The organism is Helicobacter sp. T3_23-1056, from assembly GCF_053654535.1.
The window spans coordinates 60,788-79,113 of the sequence record NZ_JBSIUU010000007.1 but is presented as its reverse complement, the minus strand read 5'-3'; the positions used below and the strand labels follow the sequence as shown (position 1 = coordinate 79,113).

Below are 18,326 nucleotides of genomic sequence, written 5' to 3'. Positions count from 1 at the left end.
GTTGTTTTTTTCGTTGTAAAGATTGCAAACCATCGCTAGCGTGATGTGCTAAAATGTGATTTTGCTAAGTGAAGCACTCTAGCTTAAAAAGAAATAGGGGGATTTTTAACCAAAATCTAATGCTATCAGCTAAGAAGTATCTCAAAATATCAATAAAAAACAGAGATATTTCGGCTTTTTCAACACCTCAATATGACAAAGAAAATTCCGTCATTGCGGACAATGATTCTGTTTCCGTCATTGCAAGCAATTAGATTCTGCATTTTTGCAGAATCTAATGCGCGGCAATCCAAACACTATTATTTGTCATACTAAGTTATTACAAAAACCGAAGCATCTCACAAAGCAACACCACCTGCCGTCATTGCGAGCGAACGAAGTGAGCGTGGCAATCTATATCATCAAAATCACAAAATATGTTTTTTTGAATTTGTAAAGTGTGGATTGCCACGAATTTACTTCGTAAATTCTCGCAATGACGGAGCTTTTGACAAATTAGCTCTCAATTACGATAAAGATTTCTCCTACTTTACATAGCATTTTGGCATAGCATTTTGCCTTTTGTCCCCCCTACATTTGCGGAGTTACCAAAATTTTCCCCCTCCCTTAGCACGAGGGGCTAGGGGGTGGGTAAATCCGTCATTGCGAGCCGTGCTTGCACGGCGTGGCAATCTATTTATTTAGTTTTTGTCAAAATCGTGTTTTTGCATTTTATAACGATAGATTGCCACGAATCTGCTTCGCTACGCTTCGCAGATTCTCGCAATGACGGAACTTTTGACAAATCCGCTCGCAATGACAAAAATGCAATTTTTTTCAATGATAAAAACAATAGATTGCCACGCTCGTTTCACTCGCTCGCAATGACGATAAAATGTTGGATTGCCACGAATATTAGATTCTAACTAGAATCTAATATTCTCGCAATGACAAAAAACCCACCCCCTAGCCCCCTCGTGCTAAGGGAGGGGGATTTTAGATTACCACACAAATGCTACCTTTACAAAACCTCATTTGCTTGCAAAAAGCGACACCGCTTGTCATACTAAGCAAATAATAGGTGATTTAAAAAACATATTATTTGCATTCAAAGGCGCGGAGTTTGGCACTGCGGGCGCGTGGATTTTGCTTGGTTTCTTGTGGGCTTGGGATTATTGGCTTTTTGGTTAAAATCACCCCTTTTGCATTGTCCCCTCCACATTGGCATTTCATCGCGTTTGTATCGCACACGCAAGCCCTAGCCCACCGCTTAAAAGCCTCTTTTATCATTCTATCTTCAAGCGAATGAAAGCTAATAATCGCCACTCTTGCATTTTTTGTGAGATTATCGCTAAATGCGCTTTGTATCCTAGCTAGCAGGGATTCTAGCTCGCCTAGTTCGTTATTTACCTCCATTCGCACCGCTTGAAATGCTAAAGTTGCAGGGTGGATTTTGCTTGGCTTTGGGAAATTTGCGCGCAAAAATTCGCTAAAATCTTTGCCACTGCTAAATCCACCGCTAGATTTTGTATGCCCTTTGATAAGTCGTGCCATTTTTTTATACTCTTTTATCTCGCCATACTCGCGCAGCACGCGCCCTAGCTCAAATTCGCTATATTGATTTAGCACATATTTTGCATCTTTGTGCTGGGATAAATCCATACGCATATCTAGCGTGCCACTGCCAAAAGAAAATCCACGATTCTCATCATTAAGCTGCATAGAGCTTACCCCAATATCTGCCAAAATCCCAACTACGCGTTTATCTAGCGATTTTGCTAAGCCAAATGCCTCTGCTAATCCACGCGAAAAAGGGGCTTGCAAAATGTGGATTTTTTTGTGTAATCCTGCTTGTTTGGCTTTGTCTTTGGCTATGTTTATGGCGTTTATGTCTTTGTCGATAGCGATTATTTCTAGCTCGCAAAATCGCTCTAAAAGTGCGATAGAATGCCCCCCTAGCCCTAATGTGCAATCAATTATCACAGGGGATTTGCCACCCTGCTTTGCCATACCGACTTCATAAACGCTGGGGGAAAAAATATCGACTACTTCTTGTAACAAGACGGGGATATGATGTTGCATTTTTAATCTTTGTGTAAAAAATCTTTGTGCGGATAGTTTTTTAGCCTATGTCGCTCATCTAAAAGTCGTTTTTTAGATTGTTGAAGGGCGTTGATTTGGGATAGCAAAGTAGGATATTTTGCTTCATAAAAATCATTTATTTTTTCACTTAAACTAAAAATTGAGGTTTTATATAGTGCATTTATTAGCAATAATTTGTCTTGGAAAAGCAAAAAATGCAAGCCTTGATTTAAGCATTCGCGCACATTTTCAAGGCTTAGGCTAAAGGGCTCAAAATCGCTTGGATTTTCTAAATGCTTTTTAAGCGCGTAAGTCATTTTATTATCAAGGCTTTCTAGCGTTAGCTCGATGGTGTTTTGGTATTGGAGTGTTAGGATATTTTTTAGGTTTGATAGCTCTGTTTGTAGATTTTGGCATACTTCTTCTTGCAATAGCAAATATTCTTTTGAGATAGAATCAATAAATGATGACAAAGACATTTTTGCAAAATCTATTTCATTTGCCTTGCTATTTTTTTGCCCTTTTTCAAACGCTTCTTTTTTATCTTGTGCGGACAAAAAATCTTGCTTTTCAAAATCGCGTTTTGCAAAAACTAGCTTTCCAAAATCCTGTGTGGCAAAATCTTGCTTAATGTGTATATTTTCATACGCGCTGATTTTGTGTAGCCACGCTTCTAGCATAGATTCAAACTCGCTTTGTTGCGCACGCACAAACTCCCTAAAATATTTTCCAAAATCATTTATCATAAACCCGATTTTGATGAAATCTCTAAAAAATGGATTCTCACTTTTGGTTAGCTCGCTTTTTAGCGTGTCTTTTTCTAGCATCATTACCGATTTTTGTCCCAAAATCCTCTTGCTTAGTCCTAGCGCATTTTTGTGCGTGGTTTGATATGGGATTTGCTTTAGCACTTGGGAATTAAAAATATATTGCGCTAGGCTATCAAGTTTGGCATTTAGCTGTGGGAAAAGCGTGTCAAATCTAGCTTGCAAATCGCTCTGATTTGCGCAAAATCGCATTAGGGCGGCTTTTGTTTGTAAGTGTTGGTTTAGGCTGATTCTAGCTTGGGTGGCTCTATGCACCCTAAAAGCCTCTTTGATAAGCAAAGATTCTAAAGAGCGCAACACTTTTTTTGTCTTTATCGCGGTGGTTTTTTCTTGCAATTCTTCGTGGATAAAATCTAGCACGGATTGCATATTTGAGCTAGCCCATAAGCGTTGTTTTTCTTTGGCATTTTTGGCATTATGAGAGTCAATAGCTTCTTTGGCAGAAATAGGGATAATACGCGCAAAAAATCCGCTAAACGCGCTATTTGCGTATGCTAGACTTGTGGCGATTTCGTTGTCATTTTTTAGCCTATCTTTTTGGTTTAGGATACATAGGCTTTTGGCGGAGTATTTTTTGAGATGGGATTCTAAAATATCTTTTTCACTTTGCTTGCCTACATTATCGATTAGCGATAGCCATATAATTCCATCGACTTCTTCTAAAATCGCATTTGTGGTATCGGTATCGATTTGATTTTGTGAGTTAAACCCCGGGGTATCTAAAAAGGTAATATTTTTTAGCAAATCTAGCGGTGCAAGTAACCTAAAATGCGATATTGTGGCGTTTTCGATGCTATCGATTTGGTGCAAATATGATAATGGCTTTAAGCCTATGCTAAAATCTTTGTAATGCACTTCTATGAGAATATTTTGGAAAATATTTTGCAGTAAATTTTGAGGTGGATTTTGTGCTAGATTTTGACGCAAATTTTGAGATGGATTTTGTGAATCTTGTAGATTTTGCGTTTGTTTTTGTGGTGGATTTTGCGGATTTTGTGCTGTTGTTTGCGTTATTGTTTGTGAGGAAATTTGGGCTAGATTTTGGCTAAAATCGCTATGTTCTCCATAAGCGATTTCACACACCTTTGCCGTAACAGGTATCACCCCACTAGGCAAAATCTCCGCTCCCAAAAGCGCGTTTAGAAAGCTACTTTTGCCACTTGAAAACTGCCCAATGATTGCAATTTTTAGATGGGAGAGCTGCTCTTTTTGCGTGGATTTTTCTAATCGTTGCAAAATCATTTCTTGCGCAGATTGTGAAAAATCACGCGTAAAATCGTGCGCAAAATTGTTTGAAAAATTGTTTGAAAAATCTTGCACACGATTTTGCGTGCTTGCATTATTTTTATCTGCAAAATCGTTTGGAAATCCTGCCAAAAGCTGACTTTGATTTAGCGCGTATCTTGTGGCATTTATCTCTTTTTGTAATGGATTATTTGTCCCTAAATTTAGGCATTCTTGTATGAAAGATTCTAAAAGATTTTCATTATTTATTGTTGGTAAATCGCGCTTATTCATTGCAGTGCCTTTGTGATAATCGCTAATTCATTATAAATATCTTTTAGTGCTTTATCTTTTGTCTTGCATTGCTCTTTTAGGGTTTCTAAATCCGTGTTTTTTATCATTTCTAGGCTTTGATTTAGGGTGGATTCTATGGAGGCGATTTTAGATTTTATGCTTTGTAGATTTGCTTGCAAAATCGCTTCAAACTCGCTTAAAAGAGAGGATTTTATACTTGCGTTGTTTTGTAAAATAGCCTCTTTTAGCAGGCTAAATCCATCGCCAATCACACTATCTAGCTTATCTCTAAATTCCGCTTCTAGCGTGGATTTATAAGCATTTTTGTATTTGTTTATAAGGGTATTTGTTTTATCCACTAGAGAGGATTTTATGTCGCTTAAAACCTCATCTTGCATACTTGCACCCACATAATTATTTGTAGATAAATCACTTTTTTTAGTCGCCAAATCCGCAGAATCTAGCTCATTTTTTGTATTAGATTCTAGCAAATCCATTTTTGCGCTTGTTATGTTTGCTTGCAAGCTAGCGATTTTTTGCGCGCTTTTGTAGCGATATTCGCGGGATAAATCAGAGCTTATATCCTCCACTTGCACGCCTAGCATTTGTTGTATCCGCTCTTTTGTGGGGGCATTGCCACGCGAGGTTTCATATAGCATATCATCATATATTAGGCTATTTAGTCGGGATTTGTGAGTGTGCAGGCTTGTGGTGATGATTTTTTCTAGCCCCAAAAGATAAGATTCTAGCTCATCGCTAAGAATCCCAAATTCTTTTTTTTGCATTTCAAAAGAGCGCATTAGATTTTCTTGTTTTGTCTTTGTGGATTGGATTATGGATTCTAGCTCATCTTTTGACGCACTGCTAAGGGATAGCTTTATCCCCACTTCTTCAATCTCTGCTGAAACTATCGCGCTAACGCTCCTATACGCACGATACAAAATATCTCTTTGTTTTTGGCTATTTTCCCCTAGCAGGGCGTTATCTAGGTAGTCTTGCACTTGTGTGATACCTGTTTTTTCTTTGTCATAGCCTTTTGCGCTAGCTTGGGCTATGATTTGGGCGTTGTTGCTTGTATAGCCTAGCGCAAAAAAGCTAGATAGAGGGATAAAATCTATGCGTGATAAAAGCGCGTCTATATCGCCATCAAACCTTGCTTTTGTAAGCTCTTTTGCCAAAGAATTTCGCGTATAAGCAAGGCTAGATTCTAGCTCTTTTTGGCTAAGCAAATCTGAGCGACTAAGCACCACCAAAAGTCGGCTAACTTGCAAACTCAAAAGCGACTCTAAAATAAAATCCATATCCACTTGCGTAGCCGCACAGCTAGCATTCATAATATGTATCAGCAAATCACAATGAGAGATAAACTCACGCGTGATTTTTTCCCTAGCCCTTATAGGGTCATCAAGCCCCGGGGTATCCACAATCTCCACATTATGACTACTTGCATAAATATCGCTACTTGTGCTAGCAAAATCTTTGTTTGCGTGCTGATTTTGCAAAAAAGGCAATGCCATAAAAAGCTCGACTTTTTTGATTAGATTACAATATTTTGTAGGGCTATTTGCCGAAGTATAATCGCGCAATTCGCGTATGTCTATGTCTTTTTGTCCCTGTGCCAAAAGAGCTTCTAGCCTATCTCCAAAAGCCTCTTTTGTAGCGCGGACAAATTCACTCATATTGCTTGATATATGATTTTGGCTAGTTTGATTATCGCAGGTTTCAAACTCTGCCCACTCTTTCTTGCTCCAAAAATGCACCCTTGCAAAATCTGCTTTTTTGTTTTGTGCGTTATCTAGCATAATCGGGCGCAAAATACTAAGATTTGCCGTCTCTGGTATCGTGCTAGTGCCCAAAATCTCCCTCCCCAAAAGCGCGTTTAAAAAAGTGCTTTTCCCCGCGCTTAGCACGCCTGTGATACCGATAGAAAATGATTGATTGGCGTTTTTTTGCAAGATATTATCTAGGGCTTGTGAATGGATTTTAGAAATACCGATGGTTTCTAGTTGCTTTATAAGAGAGTGTAGCTCGCTTTGGAGGGATTTTAGGTTTAGGGATTTTTTGCTTGGATTTTGGTGTGATTTGTGCTTTTTGGCGTGGCGTTCAAATAGCTCTAAAAGTGCGCGAGTATGAGCTATGCTTAGAAGATTTGCGCTGTTTAATCGCAAGATATAAGGGCTAAGTGCCACAAGACGCAGTGGGCTTAGATGTGATAAAATGTGCTTTTGGATAGATTGAAGTGTGGCAAGATTTGGTGGAGAATCGTTTTTTAGCGTAAAATCTTGCTTAAAATCCTTGTTTATAGTTTGGCTTATATTTTGTGCAAAATCTTGCAAAATGCTAGCAAAAATATCGCTTTTTGCAAAAGTATCAAAATTTTGCGTATTTGTGCTTAGGATAATGGCTAATTGCTGTGGATTTTGTAAAATGCTTTGCATTTCTTTTGAGTTTTTTGGTGAATCTTTTGGCGAATGTTTTGGTGGGTTTTTTTGTGAATTTTGTGGATTTTGTGAGTCTTTTAAGTCTTGTGGATTTTGTGAATCTTGTGTATTTTGTAGATTTTGTGTCAAATGTGTAGAATCATTGTCTTGATTGTCGCTAGTGTTTATATTTGGGTAGATTATCTCACAAAAATCCCTCCACAAGCTAACTCCACTAAAATCTAGCTCATAATCTATTTCGCTAGATTGATTAGACATATTTGCAGATATAGCAAAATCATCGTTAGGATACGCAGAATGCAGAGTTGGCATATTGCCTCGCTTTTTTGGTTTTTGCAGTTTTTTTTGTTTTGCGTTTTTTTTTAAGTTTTTCAAGTTTTTAAATAGCGATTTAAAATCGTGCTTAAAAATGTAAGATTGTAGCACAAAACTTTGCATAAGTATTTTAGATAAATCGCCTTTTTAAGCAAAACAAGATTAAAAAATGCTAAAATCTCGTTTTTGTTTGTTGTGTAAAATTGCACCCACAATAAAACATAATCAAACATAAATCAAAGCAAGCCCACGCTTTGCAAAACCAAAATCCCACCAAAACCACACAAAACACACCACATAAAAAAGGACAATCTATGCCAAGCAATGATTTATCCCACGCCACAAACCCCGCTACAAACGCTACTACAAATCCACCCACCAAACAAAATCTACTCTATGAGGGCAAGGGCAAAAAACTCTACGCTACGGAAAATCCAAACCATATCATCGCAGAATTTAAAGACGATTTGACCGCATTTAATGCGCTTAAAAAAAGTAGCGAATCTGGCAAAGGCTCGCTAAATTGCCTTATTAGCTCCGCACTTTTTGAGATTTTGGCACAAAAGGGCGTGCCTAGCCATTTTATCACTAGGCTTGATGAAAACAATATGCTTTGCAAAAAAGTATCGATTATCCCGCTTGAAGTAGTCGTGCGAAATATCGCCACAGGCTCTTTGTCTAAGCGACTAGGCATAGAAGATGGCAAGGTTTTGCCTTTTGCTTTAGTGGAGTTTTATTATAAAGATGACGCGCTAAATGACCCGCTTGTAAATGATGAGCATTGCGAGATTTTGGGAATCATAAATGACAAAAATGACTTAGCGATTTTGCGAGAAAAAGCTCTCAAAGTCAATGAAATTTTGTATGATTTTTTTGATAAGCGCGGGGTAAGGCTAGTGGATTTTAAGCTAGAATTTGGACGAGAGATAGAGGGGGGGCATAGCACAAAAGGGATTTTGCTAGCTGATGAAATCTCCCCTGATAGTTGCAGGCTATGGGACAAAGCGACAAACAAAAAGCTAGATAAAGATAGATTCCGCCAAGATTTAGGCAATCTAAAAGAGGCTTATGAGGAAATCTTGCATCGCATTCAAGGCTAAGATTTTCGCTTTTAAATCTTAAAAAAAGGAATATTTAATGAGGGCAAAAGTAATCATTTCGCTAAAAGAAGGCGTGCTAGACCCGCAGGCAAAGGCTATCGCAAATGCGATAAAATCATTTAATATCGATGAAATACAAAGCGTAAGTATGGCAAAACAAATCACGCTAGATTTTGGAAAATGCGATGAAAAAAAAGCACAAAATCTAGCCACGCAAATTGCCAATGATTTGCTAGCAAATCCCGTGATAGAGGATTATAAAGTCGAATTGCTAGATTAAGATTTGCAATATTTATACAAAAAAGGATAAAAATGGTAGCCATAGCGCGATTTGCAGGGACAAACTGCGAATTTGATATGCAATATGTGTATGAAAAGATTTTGGGATTGCCTTGCAAGATAATCTGGCACAAAGATACAATCCTACCCAAAGATACGCGCCTAGTCGTGCTAGCAGGGGGGTTTAGCTATGGGGATTATCTGCGTAGCGGGGCGATAGCGCGGTTTGCCCCCATAATGGAAGCGATAAAAGATTTTGCCCTAAAAGGCGGTCGCGTGCTAGGCATCTGCAATGGATTTCAAATCCTAACAGAGGCAAAACTTTTGCAAGGTGCGCTAAAACGCAATAAAGACTTGCATTTTATTTCCAAAAACCAAAATCTAATCATTTCAAATACGGATAATGCTTTTTTGCGCGATTATAAAAAAGGCGAAGTCATCACTCTCCCCATAGCACACGCAGATGGCAATTATTACTGCAAGCCAAGCGAGCTAGAAAATTTAGAAAAAAATGGGCAGATTTTGCTAAGGTATGAAAGCGATATAAACGGCTCTGTGGGGCAAATCGCAGGAATATGCAATGAGAAAAAAAATGTCTTTGGGCTTATGCCTCACCCAGAGAGGGCGTGCGAAAATCTACTAGGCAGCCAAATCGGGCTAAAAATGCTAGAATCTATTTATAAACACTAAACAACATTAGGGGTAAAAAAGGGGTAAAAATGACAAAACAAAAAAACTTCTCTCATAAATCTCATAAAGCAATATGCAAAATCGCATTTTTGATATTTGCAAATATCGCAAGTGTGCCACATATAGCAATCGCACAAAATGAATCAAACTCGCCAAATACACAAAATCCAATACCCCCGCAAAATCCACAAAATCAAAATGAGCTAACTTTGGAGCAGATTTTAGAGCAAGATATGCCAAATCAACCAAACCAAAATCAACTAAATCTTGATGAATCGCAAATGCCTCAAGACTCTTATGATGATGAGGGTGTGGGAGGATTTGGAAGCGAGGGCGAAAACATAAACGCCCCGCAAAATCCGCTAAATTCCTCCGCGATTTATGCAAACCCTGATGAAAAACTACTCTTTGTCAAAAACGCCACAAATGAAGCATTTTTAGGCAAGACTATCTATGTGGGGCAAAAAATCCCCATCACTTACAATGCGCTGTTTTTTAATGGTGCGACTTTGAGCCAAAGCGCGTTTCAAGACAAAACCTCCACAGACAAAATCACTTTGCAAAATCCGCTTGAAGTGTGGCAAAAAAGCCTAGAATCAGCCCAAAAAGGCGATGATATGTATAGCATTACTTATGTGTTTAAGATTAAATCCTCAAATGCGGTAATCCCAGCCTTTGAAGTAAATGCTATTAGCCAAGATGGCGGGGTGATTGATTCGTTTTTGGTAGAATCTATTGCGATAAATGCGCTTGATTTGCACCAAAACAAACGATATGTAGGCGTAGTCGCAGATAGACTAGAGCTAGGAGCATATAAGGCTAGGAGCTATGATGAAGAGCATAATCTTGTGGCGTTTGAGATAAATGCAAGAAATGCAAATTTGGAGGATTTTAAACTCCCAAGTGTCGAAAAACAAGGGATTGAACGGTCAAACTTCACAAATGCAGAATCTAGCGCGATTTTTTATGCCCTTATCCCCAAAAATATCCAATCAGTTAGCTTTGAGTATTTTTCTCTAAGTAGCAATCGTTTTGAAGAAATTCGCTTTCCTGCGATTCCAAATGCGCAAAATGCGGAATTTCAAGAGGACTTAAAACCAAAAAATACTTACTTGCTCTACACTGCGCTTGGCATAGCGGTGCTAGGGATTATCTGTGTGGGCATAGGTTTTATTTGCAAGCCACCGCTTCGGTATGTTTTTTGGGTGTTGGCAGTGGGGATTTTTGCGTATTTGTTGCATTATATGCTATATAGCAAAAGTGGCGTTGTAAGCCCAAATAAGCATATTTGGATTTTGCCAACGCATAATTCTACTTTGCTAGAAACCACCACAAAGCCCATAGAAGTCAAAATCATAGGCGAATACAGCGGATATTATAAAATCATTACCCCCGAAGAAAAAGTCGGCTGGGTAAAACAAGATGATGTCGAATAATCGTTGCAAAATCTTAAGACTACTAAAATCAAAAATATTTTTTTAAAAGGGAAAAAATGCGGTTAATAAAAGAAATATTTTATAAAGCAAAAGGAATATATGAAACGATTGTAATTGTTGTGGGGCTAGCGTGCATTATGGTTGGGATTTTTTTCACTACCCACAAAGACAATGCCTTTAGCGCGCGCAGGACTTGCAAAATCTTTTTTTGGCTATCGCGCATAAAATTGCAAAAAATCGGTGAATTTGATGAGAGTGCTACGCTTATCATTATGAATCATCAAAGTGTTGCAGATATACTCTGCCTTGAGGCATATCACCCCAAAAATATCTGCTGGGTGGCAAAAAAAGAGCTAGGAGAGATTCCGCTTTATGGCTATGCGTTGCGCGCTCCACAGATGATTTTGCTAGATAGGGAGGATAAAAGAGGCTTAGCGTGGCTACTAAAAATCGCAAAAGAAAAAATCGATGAAAAACGCCCTATTGTGATATTTCCTGAGGGGACTAGGGGGAGAGGAAGGGAGAAGTTTTTGCCATTTAAAGCAGGTGCGAAAATGCTAGCAGAAAGATTTAACCTAAAAATCCAACCAATCGTGCTAATCAACACTCGCAAAGTCTATAATACTTCCCCACTTGAAGCGCGAAGCAATGTCGCTAGAATGGTGCTTTTAGAATCTTTTTATGCTAATGAAATGCCAAGCAAAAATATATTTTTTGGCAATGAAACGACAAAAAATACTAGCTCAAAAAATGACTCAAAAAATAGCTCACAAAATGGCTTAAATGAAGCGCAAAATGGCTTAAATGAAGCGATAAACAATGCACAAGATTGGTATAAAGCATTAGAGCAAACAATGCAAGAAGTGTATTTAGAACATTATAAAGAGCTAAATCCGTAGTTAGATTTTTTAAAGTTTGGTTGTTGCAAAAAATTGTTAGTTTTTTTTGCAAAGAGTTTTGTTTTTGTGATTTTTTAGCGTATGAAAATCGCGTGTTTTTTGCGCGCATTTTGACACCAAAATTTATACTACAAAAATCATTTATTTTTAGATTTTGTTTTAGATTTTATGCACATTGCATTTGTTACTTATGGTTACTTATGATGTGTAATTTTTTATTTTTTGTAGTTTAAATATTGCTTTTTTAAATGAAAAAAGATATATTACTTCTAATCAAAAGTTTGCTCTAATCGTGGAGTTTGAAATGAAAGTTTGTGAAATGGTTTGTAAAATAGTTTGCAAGATGAAGGAGGCAAACAAAAATGGCTAAAAAAAGCAATATGCACCAAGCCAATATCATCACTGTGGCTAACCAAAAAGGTGGCTCTGGAAAAAGCACGATAACCATAAATCTAGCGGTAAAATTGTTAGAATTTTCTAGCAAAGTGCTTGTGATGGATACTGACCCTCAAAAAAGCATCGAGACTTTTACAAATATCCGTGAAGCCGAATCAAACTCCACAAAGAATCTAAAATATTTTACCCTCTCAAATCGCACAGGCAATATCGCAGAATCCTTAAAACAATTTTTGGAATTGTATGAATATATCATCATCGATACAGGCGGTATCGATAGCCAAGAATCGCGAAAAGCGATGCTTTATGCGGATTCTATCATTTTGCCTACCACGCCTTCTCAACTTGATGTAGATGTGTTGCAAACAATGCTACAAACACTAACCGAAATCAAAGATATAAATGATGAAGTAAAAATCTTAATTTTGATGAATAAAATTAGCACGAATGTATTTTTGGGCAAAGATTTGCTTGAATACAAAAAAACCATCGAAAAGATTCAAAAAAATCTTGGGGTAAAAGATGGTTTTTATCTTTTAGAGAGCGTGCTAAAAGAGCGCATTGCGTATAAGAGAGCCATTAGCGAGGGGCTAGGCATCTCTGAATACAGCGATGCGAAAGCTAAGGCTGAATTTGAAGAAGTATTTGCAGAGTTTGCAAAAATCGGGGATTTGCCGACTTTGAAATCTTCAAATTCTAAGAAAAAGAAATAGCACAAAGCTAGTTCTAATCCCCCCAAACCAAGACACAAGGAGACACAATGGCAAACACACGAAGCAAAATCAGCAAGATTGACAAAATCGAAAGTAGCCCAAAAGCTCAAAAAATCATCTCAAAAGCACAAACAAGCTCTAGCAGAACAGCTAGCAAAAAACCCGCCTCACGCACCACAAAAGCAAGCGCGAAAAAGCCACGCACTTTGGCAAAAGCAAAGGCAGGCGCAAAAAGAGTCGTAGCAAAAGTAGCGAAGAGAGTCAAAAAAGATTTGTCTTTCAAAGTCAATGATAAATCACTTGCAAAAATCGAAGCATTTTTCAAAAGTTTTGCAAAAAATGCAGAGGCTAAAAGCGCGTTTATCGAAGAAGCGGTTTTGAAGCATATCAAAAAGGTCGCCAAAAAAGGCAAATCTAAGCTTAAAAAACTTAAAAAATAAGCACCTTTAAGCAGTCTTTGTATCGGGCTTTATAAACCTAAAATCCAAGTCGTAATGCTTTAAGATTTTTATCTTAGCGTTATGGCTGTGGTTTTGGCAAAATGTAGCCAAAAGTTAGCCAAATTTTAGTGAAGTTTTGGTGAAGTTTGCAAAATCTGTTTTGCTAGGTTGCAAGATTTTGCTAGTTTTTTTGCTAAGTTTTAAGGTTTCTAAAATCGCAGGGCGAATGTCTTTGCATTTGGCATAACTTTTAGACATAGGTAGACGCAAAATCAAACAAGTGTTAAAAATGTTAAAAAATTTTATTTAGATTTTTTACACTTAAAAACTTAAAAAGTTGATTGCAATTTTTGCTTAACACTATTTTTACTTCTTTACTCCCCCCAAACGCCTAAACCAAATCTATTAAAAAACAAAATCCCCCCGCAAATCCGCCTCTTTTTGATTATTTCTCTAAGATTCTAGGGAGTGTGATTCCCCTTTGTCCTTGATATTTGCCACCTCTATCTTTGTAGCTCACTTCACACATTTCATCACCTTGAAAAAACAGCACTTGAGCGATACCCTCATTTGCATAGATTTTGGCAGGTAGTGGCGTAGTGTTGCTAATCTCAATAGTGATATGCCCCTCAAATTCTGGCTCAAAAGGCGTTACATTTACGATGATTCCACAGCGTGCGTAAGTGCTTTTGCCTAGACAGATTGCGAGCGTATCGCGTGGCATTTTAAAATACTCCACCGTGTGTGCGAGCGCAAAGGAGTTTGGCGGGACTATGCAAAATCCATCTTTTGCCTCTTTGGTGATGACATTATTTTCGTGGAAATTTTTGGGGTCTACCACCATAGAATCCACATTGCTAAATATCATAAACTTGCTTCCCACGCGAATATCATAGCCATAGCTTGAGAGCCCAAAAGATACGATATTTTTACCTACTTGCTTTTCGCAAAATGGCTGTATCATATCGTGCTCTAGGCTCATTTGTCGTATCCATTTATCAGATTTTAGCCCCATTTTTATCCTTTTTTTTGGTGGTTTTGGTTGTATTTTGGATTGCTATTTTGCGGTTTAAATCGTTTAAAATATCGTTTTAACCATTTTATTTTTGTAAATATGCTATTATACAAGATTTACTTTGCTTCATAAAGGATTTTTGATGAATTTAGCAGACATCAAACGACTTATTGAGATTTTTAACAATAGTCAAATAGCAAAACTAAGCCTTAGAGAAGATAATTTTGAGCTAAAACTAGACAAAAGCTACACTCCATCGACCCCCACCGCGCAGCCCACGCCACCCCCGCTAGCCACACTTCCTACCCAAGTAGCACAGCCTACGCAGACTTTGCCACAAGAATCCATCACAAATGAAACACCTACCCAAAGCCAGTCCAACTCTAAAAGTGGTGATTTTATCACCTCGCCTATGGTTGGGACATTTTATCATCGTCCTAGCCCAGAGGCAGCCCCTTATGTCGCTGTGGGCGATACGATTAAAAAAGGGCAGACTATCGGCATCATCGAAGCGATGAAGATAATGAATGAAATCGAAGCAGAATTTGACTGCAAAATCCTAAGCATAGAAACAGATGATGGGCAACCTGTGGAGTATGGAAGCCATCTAATCAAAGTGGAAAAACTATAAATGAAGCAAACTAGCCAAGACAAAGCCAGCACATTGGCACATAACCAAACCCCCACAAAATCCACCAAAGAAAAATCTATGACAAGCAAATCTACACCAAACCAAAAATCTAATCCCACAAAATCTAGCACGACAAAAGCTAGCACAAACGCAAAATCCACCCCACAAGCAAAACAAACCATTAAGCCCAAAAAGCTAGACCGTATCCTCATAGCCAATCGTGGCGAAATCGCGCTTCGTGCCATACGCACGATTCAAGAGATGGGCAAGCAAGCCATTGCGATTTATTCTACTGCGGATAAAGACACGCATTATCTTGATGTAGCCGATGTCAAAATCTGCATAGGCGGAGCAAAATCAAGCGAGAGCTATCTAAATATCCCTGCGATTATGAGCACGGCAGCCTTAGTCGATGCGGACGCGATTTTCCCGGGATATGGATTTTTGAGTGAAAATCAACATTTTGTCGAAATCTGCGCTCATCACGGAGTGGAGTTTATAGGACCTAGTAGCGATGTGATGGTGCTAATGAGCGATAAATCCAAAGCAAAAGATGTGATGAAAGACGCGGGAGTGCCTGTGATAGAGGGTAGCGATGGTGCGCTAAAAGACTATAATCAAGCCTACGAAGTCGCCCAAAAAATCGGCTACCCTGTAATCCTAAAAGCCGCAGCAGGTGGTGGCGGACGGGGAATGCGTATCGTGGAAAATGAAAGCCTGCTAAAAAACCTCTATCTTGCCGCTGAAAGCGAGGCTTTGAGTGCGTTTGGCGATGGCACGATTTATATGGAAAAATTTATCAACAAGCCAAAGCACATCGAAGTGCAGATTTTAGCCGATAAACACGGCAATGTTTTACACATAGGCGAGCGCGACTGCTCCGCACAACGCAGGCAACAAAAACTAATCGAAGAAACCCCCGCTGTGGTGCTAGCACCCGAGGTGCGCGAAAATCTACTAAAAACCGCTGTCAAAGCCGCCAAACATATCGGCTATGTGGGGGCTGGGACATTTGAGTTTTTGCTAGATTCTAATAACAAAGATTTTTTCTTTATGGAGATGAATACGCGCTTGCAAGTCGAACACACGGTAAGTGAAATGGTAAGCGGGCTTGACTTAGTCGAGTGGATGATAAGAATCGCGGAGGGCGAAAAGCTCCCAAGCCAAGAGGAAATCACATTTAGCGGGCACAGCATAGAATGCAGAATCACCGCCGAAGACCCTGAAAAATTCTACCCAAGTGCTGGCAAAATCACCCAATGGATAACGCCCGGTGGCGCAAATGTGAGGCTTGATAGCCACGCTTATGCGGGCTATGTCGTCCCTATGTTTTATGACTCGATGATAGGCAAGCTAATCGTGTGGGGCGAGGATAGAAACAAAGCGATTGCAAAAATGAAGCGGGCATTGAGGGAATTTAAGATAGAGGGAATCAAAAGCACGATTCCATTTCATATCAAAATGATGGGGAATGCGGATTTCTTAAAATCCAAAATCCACACCAAATACCTAGAACAAGATATGGAATAGACTTTGCAACAAACGCTATGATAAATGTGTTTTGTGCAGGCTGTGCAGGGGCTGTGTGAGTTGTGCAAATTGTGCGGGGCAAAATTAGATTTTGACTTAGCACAAAGACATTTATAACCAAAATCTATTTGGAGAGCAAATGCAAATCAAAGCAGATTCTAAGCCATTGCGCATAAATGAGCCAAATATAAGCCCAAATACAAGTAATGCAGATAACCCACAAAGTAGCGATAAAATCGCGCAAAGACCAACGCTATCCGCAGAATCTTTCAAAACAAAACCTGCTTCATTAGAAAATTTAGATTCTATCAAAAAATCTTATAATACGACAAACCATAACCTAAACGCGATAAATATCGCGCTAGGCGAACTAGAGCTAATGACAAAAACGCTAAATAGCCTACAAAAATACCAAAAAAACTATGAAAAACTAGCCCTAAAGCTAGAGGAAGCACAGGAAAATGAAAATGATGAATCGATGCAGGCTATCGAGCAAGAATCTCAAAAAATCTATGAAAAAATGCAAAATCTATATGAGGGGGCAAATTTTAATGGCAAAAATGTGTTTAGCCAAGACTATACAAATATCCTCCCAGAAGTCGCGCTAGAGGGCAAAAAAGCAAATCCAAACACCCTAGAAATCAAAAATACTGATAGCGTGCGCGAGTATGCCGACGCGCTAAAAGAGCAAAAACTGCACGCAAAAACTGCACGCAAAATCCTCTACAAACGCGCACAAAGCGAAATGGACGAGCTAGCAAAAACCGATAAAAGCTATGAAAAAACAAATAGAGATATGCTACTAAGCGAGGAGTTTAAGGCAGCACAAGGTGGGAGGGGGATTCGCGCCGAGAGAGTGTGGCAACTGCTAAACCTACACTAAATGCTAGATTTTGCGAAAAATTGTTATTCATCATACAAGACATAATTTAAGATTTTTTTGTTTTTTTAGATTTTAGGTAAATTTAGACTTTTTTTTGAGGTTTGCGCATAATTTAGCCTTTCATTATTTGCAAGGGCATTATTTACAATGACAACATTTTTTTAATCATCGTTTGGCAAAAGTGCTTGCTTAGCAAATATCATCATTTCTGATTTTGCGTGCCAAATGTTTGTGCGTTGTCTTTGCGGAAAAAGTGTTTTTTTATTAAAGATATAATGCGCATTTACAAAAACCACGACTGCCACGACACGCAAAAAAGCATAAAATCTAAAAAGCAAAAAAGGCACAAAATGTCAAAATCTAACCCCCTCTTAGCTACTAGCCCAAATCTATCTCATCTAGCTATCATAATGGATGGCAACGGCAGGTGGGCGCAAAATCGTGGCAAAGGACGCAAAGCTGGGCACAAAGAGGGGGCAAAAAGAGTGCGCGAAATCACTACTTGGTGTGCCAAAAATCATATCGCTTATCTTACGCTTTATGCGTTTTCCACAGAGAATTGGAATCGCCCAAAACAAGAAGTAGATTTTTTGCTAAAACTACTTGGCAAATACCTAAAAAATGAGGCAAAAACATATCACAAACACCAAATAAGATTCCGCGCTATCGGCGATATAAGCGCGTTTAGTAGCGAACTACAAAGCCTAATCAAACACCTAGAATCTAGCACCAAAAACTACAAAAACCTAACCCAAACCCTAGCCCTAAACTATGGCTCAAAAGATGAGCTAGCCCGCGCATTTGCCAAAATCCAACAAAATCTAAGCCAAAATCCACCCAAAAATCCACGACAAAAACTAGATTCTGCCAAAATCCAATCGCTTATCGAGCAAAATTTGGATACTTGCGGTTTGCCTAGTGTGGATTTGCTTATCCGCACGGGAGGGGAGCAGCGATTGTCAAACTTCCTTTTGTGGCAGGCTAGCTATGCAGAGCTATTTTTTAGCAAAAGTTTTTTCCCAGATTTTTACACAGAAGAGCTAGAAAAAATCATCATTGATTTTGGCAAGAGGGTGCGGAGATTTGGCGGGCTATGATAGCAAAATCTAAAAAACAAAATCCAGCATAAAATCCACCAACCACAAAAAACAA

Annotated in this window: 19 protein-coding genes; 14 read left to right on the top strand and 5 right to left on the bottom strand. The window is 38.7% G+C overall.

The window, feature by feature from the left end:
- Window positions 1-68 precede the first annotated feature (68 nt).
- The 3 genes from ACWIUO_RS05165 (at window position 69) to ACWIUO_RS05155 (ending at window position 905) form a co-directional block, all read left to right on the top strand.
- Window positions 69-254, top strand: coding sequence for a hypothetical protein (locus ACWIUO_RS05165; RefSeq protein WP_454176850.1), 186 nt, complete (start codon window positions 69-71; stop codon window positions 252-254).
- Window positions 255-277: 23 nt separating this feature from the next.
- On the top strand, window positions 278-436 hold the full coding sequence (locus ACWIUO_RS05160) for a hypothetical protein (protein WP_454176849.1): 159 nt from the start codon (window positions 278-280) through the stop codon (window positions 434-436).
- A gap of 190 nt (window positions 437-626) precedes the next feature.
- Entirely contained in the window at window positions 627-905 is a 279-nt protein-coding gene (locus ACWIUO_RS05155) for a hypothetical protein (RefSeq protein ID WP_454176848.1), read from the top strand.
- Between the two features lie 172 nt (window positions 906-1,077).
- Here ACWIUO_RS05155 and rsmH read toward each other — a convergent pair whose 3' ends face one another.
- From rsmH to ACWIUO_RS05140, 3 genes are read right to left on the bottom strand one after another with little or no spacing between them, the layout of a single operon-like run.
- The gene (gene rsmH / locus ACWIUO_RS05150) at window positions 1,078-2,061 is read right to left on the bottom strand and encodes a 16S rRNA (cytosine(1402)-N(4))-methyltransferase RsmH (protein ID WP_454176847.1); all 984 of its coding nucleotides are present in this window, start codon (window positions 2,059-2,061) and stop codon (window positions 1,078-1,080) included.
- Between the two features lie 2 nt (window positions 2,062-2,063).
- Entirely contained in the window at window positions 2,064-4,406 is a 2,343-nt protein-coding gene (locus ACWIUO_RS05145) for a dynamin family protein (RefSeq protein ID WP_454176846.1), read from the bottom strand.
- Window positions 4,403-7,159 carry a dynamin family protein gene (locus ACWIUO_RS05140; RefSeq protein WP_454176845.1) on the bottom strand — a complete coding sequence of 919 codons (2,757 nt, stop codon included), beginning with the start codon at window positions 7,157-7,159 and terminating at the stop codon, window positions 4,403-4,405. Before ACWIUO_RS05140 ends, ACWIUO_RS05145 begins: the two co-directional genes overlap by 4 nt.
- Window positions 7,160-7,476: 317 nt before the next feature.
- Between ACWIUO_RS05140 and purC the strand changes: the two genes are divergently transcribed.
- From purC to ACWIUO_RS05105, 7 genes are all read left to right on the top strand, one after another.
- Entirely contained in the window at window positions 7,477-8,262 is a 786-nt protein-coding gene (gene purC / locus ACWIUO_RS05135) for a phosphoribosylaminoimidazolesuccinocarboxamide synthase (RefSeq protein ID WP_454176844.1), read from the top strand.
- A gap of 37 nt (window positions 8,263-8,299) precedes the next feature.
- Window positions 8,300-8,542: a phosphoribosylformylglycinamidine synthase subunit PurS gene (gene purS, locus ACWIUO_RS05130; RefSeq protein WP_454176843.1), complete on the top strand. Its 243-nt coding sequence runs from the start codon at window positions 8,300-8,302 to the stop codon at window positions 8,540-8,542.
- 32 nt (window positions 8,543-8,574) lie between these two features.
- Window positions 8,575-9,231 (top strand): phosphoribosylformylglycinamidine synthase subunit PurQ, encoded by a 657-nt coding sequence (gene purQ / locus ACWIUO_RS05125; RefSeq protein ID WP_454176842.1) that lies wholly within the window; start codon window positions 8,575-8,577, stop codon window positions 9,229-9,231.
- Between the two features lie 29 nt (window positions 9,232-9,260).
- A complete protein-coding gene (locus ACWIUO_RS05120) occupies window positions 9,261-10,667 on the top strand; it encodes an SH3 domain-containing protein (protein ID WP_454176841.1) in 1,407 nt (468 codons plus the stop codon).
- 56 nt (window positions 10,668-10,723) lie between these two features.
- On the top strand, window positions 10,724-11,566 hold the full coding sequence (locus ACWIUO_RS05115; RefSeq protein WP_454176840.1) for a 1-acylglycerol-3-phosphate O-acyltransferase: 843 nt from the start codon (window positions 10,724-10,726) through the stop codon (window positions 11,564-11,566).
- A gap of 362 nt (window positions 11,567-11,928) precedes the next feature.
- Complete coding sequence (locus ACWIUO_RS05110) at window positions 11,929-12,675, top strand: AAA family ATPase (RefSeq protein ID WP_454176839.1); 747 nt, start codon at window positions 11,929-11,931, stop codon at window positions 12,673-12,675.
- 47 nt (window positions 12,676-12,722) lie between these two features.
- Window positions 12,723-13,115, top strand: a complete 393-nt coding sequence (locus ACWIUO_RS05105) for a hypothetical protein (protein ID WP_454176838.1) — start codon at window positions 12,723-12,725, stop codon at window positions 13,113-13,115.
- A gap of 114 nt (window positions 13,116-13,229) precedes the next feature.
- On the opposite strand, the gene ACWIUO_RS05100 is transcribed toward ACWIUO_RS05105, so the two are convergent.
- Together ACWIUO_RS05100 and dcd are read right to left on the bottom strand one after the other, a co-directional pair.
- Window positions 13,230-13,373 (bottom strand): hypothetical protein, encoded by a 144-nt coding sequence (locus ACWIUO_RS05100; RefSeq protein WP_454176837.1) that lies wholly within the window; start codon window positions 13,371-13,373, stop codon window positions 13,230-13,232.
- A gap of 187 nt (window positions 13,374-13,560) precedes the next feature.
- Window positions 13,561-14,130 carry a dCTP deaminase gene (gene dcd, locus ACWIUO_RS05095; protein ID WP_454173369.1) on the bottom strand — a complete coding sequence of 190 codons (570 nt, stop codon included), beginning with the start codon at window positions 14,128-14,130 and terminating at the stop codon, window positions 13,561-13,563.
- Between the two features lie 142 nt (window positions 14,131-14,272).
- Between dcd and accB the strand changes: the two genes are divergently transcribed.
- From accB to ACWIUO_RS05075, 4 genes are all read left to right on the top strand, one after another.
- Entirely contained in the window at window positions 14,273-14,761 is a 489-nt protein-coding gene (accB, locus tag ACWIUO_RS05090) for an acetyl-CoA carboxylase biotin carboxyl carrier protein (RefSeq protein WP_454176836.1), read from the top strand.
- Window positions 14,762-16,291 (top strand): acetyl-CoA carboxylase biotin carboxylase subunit, encoded by a 1,530-nt coding sequence (locus ACWIUO_RS05085; RefSeq protein WP_454176835.1) that lies wholly within the window; start codon window positions 14,762-14,764, stop codon window positions 16,289-16,291.
- A gap of 139 nt (window positions 16,292-16,430) precedes the next feature.
- Window positions 16,431-17,174 carry a hypothetical protein gene (locus ACWIUO_RS05080; protein WP_454176834.1) on the top strand — a complete coding sequence of 248 codons (744 nt, stop codon included), beginning with the start codon at window positions 16,431-16,433 and terminating at the stop codon, window positions 17,172-17,174.
- 350 nt (window positions 17,175-17,524) lie between these two features.
- Window positions 17,525-18,271 (top strand): di-trans,poly-cis-decaprenylcistransferase, encoded by a 747-nt coding sequence (locus tag ACWIUO_RS05075; protein ID WP_454176895.1) that lies wholly within the window; start codon window positions 17,525-17,527, stop codon window positions 18,269-18,271.
- Window positions 18,272-18,326 lie beyond the last annotated feature (55 nt).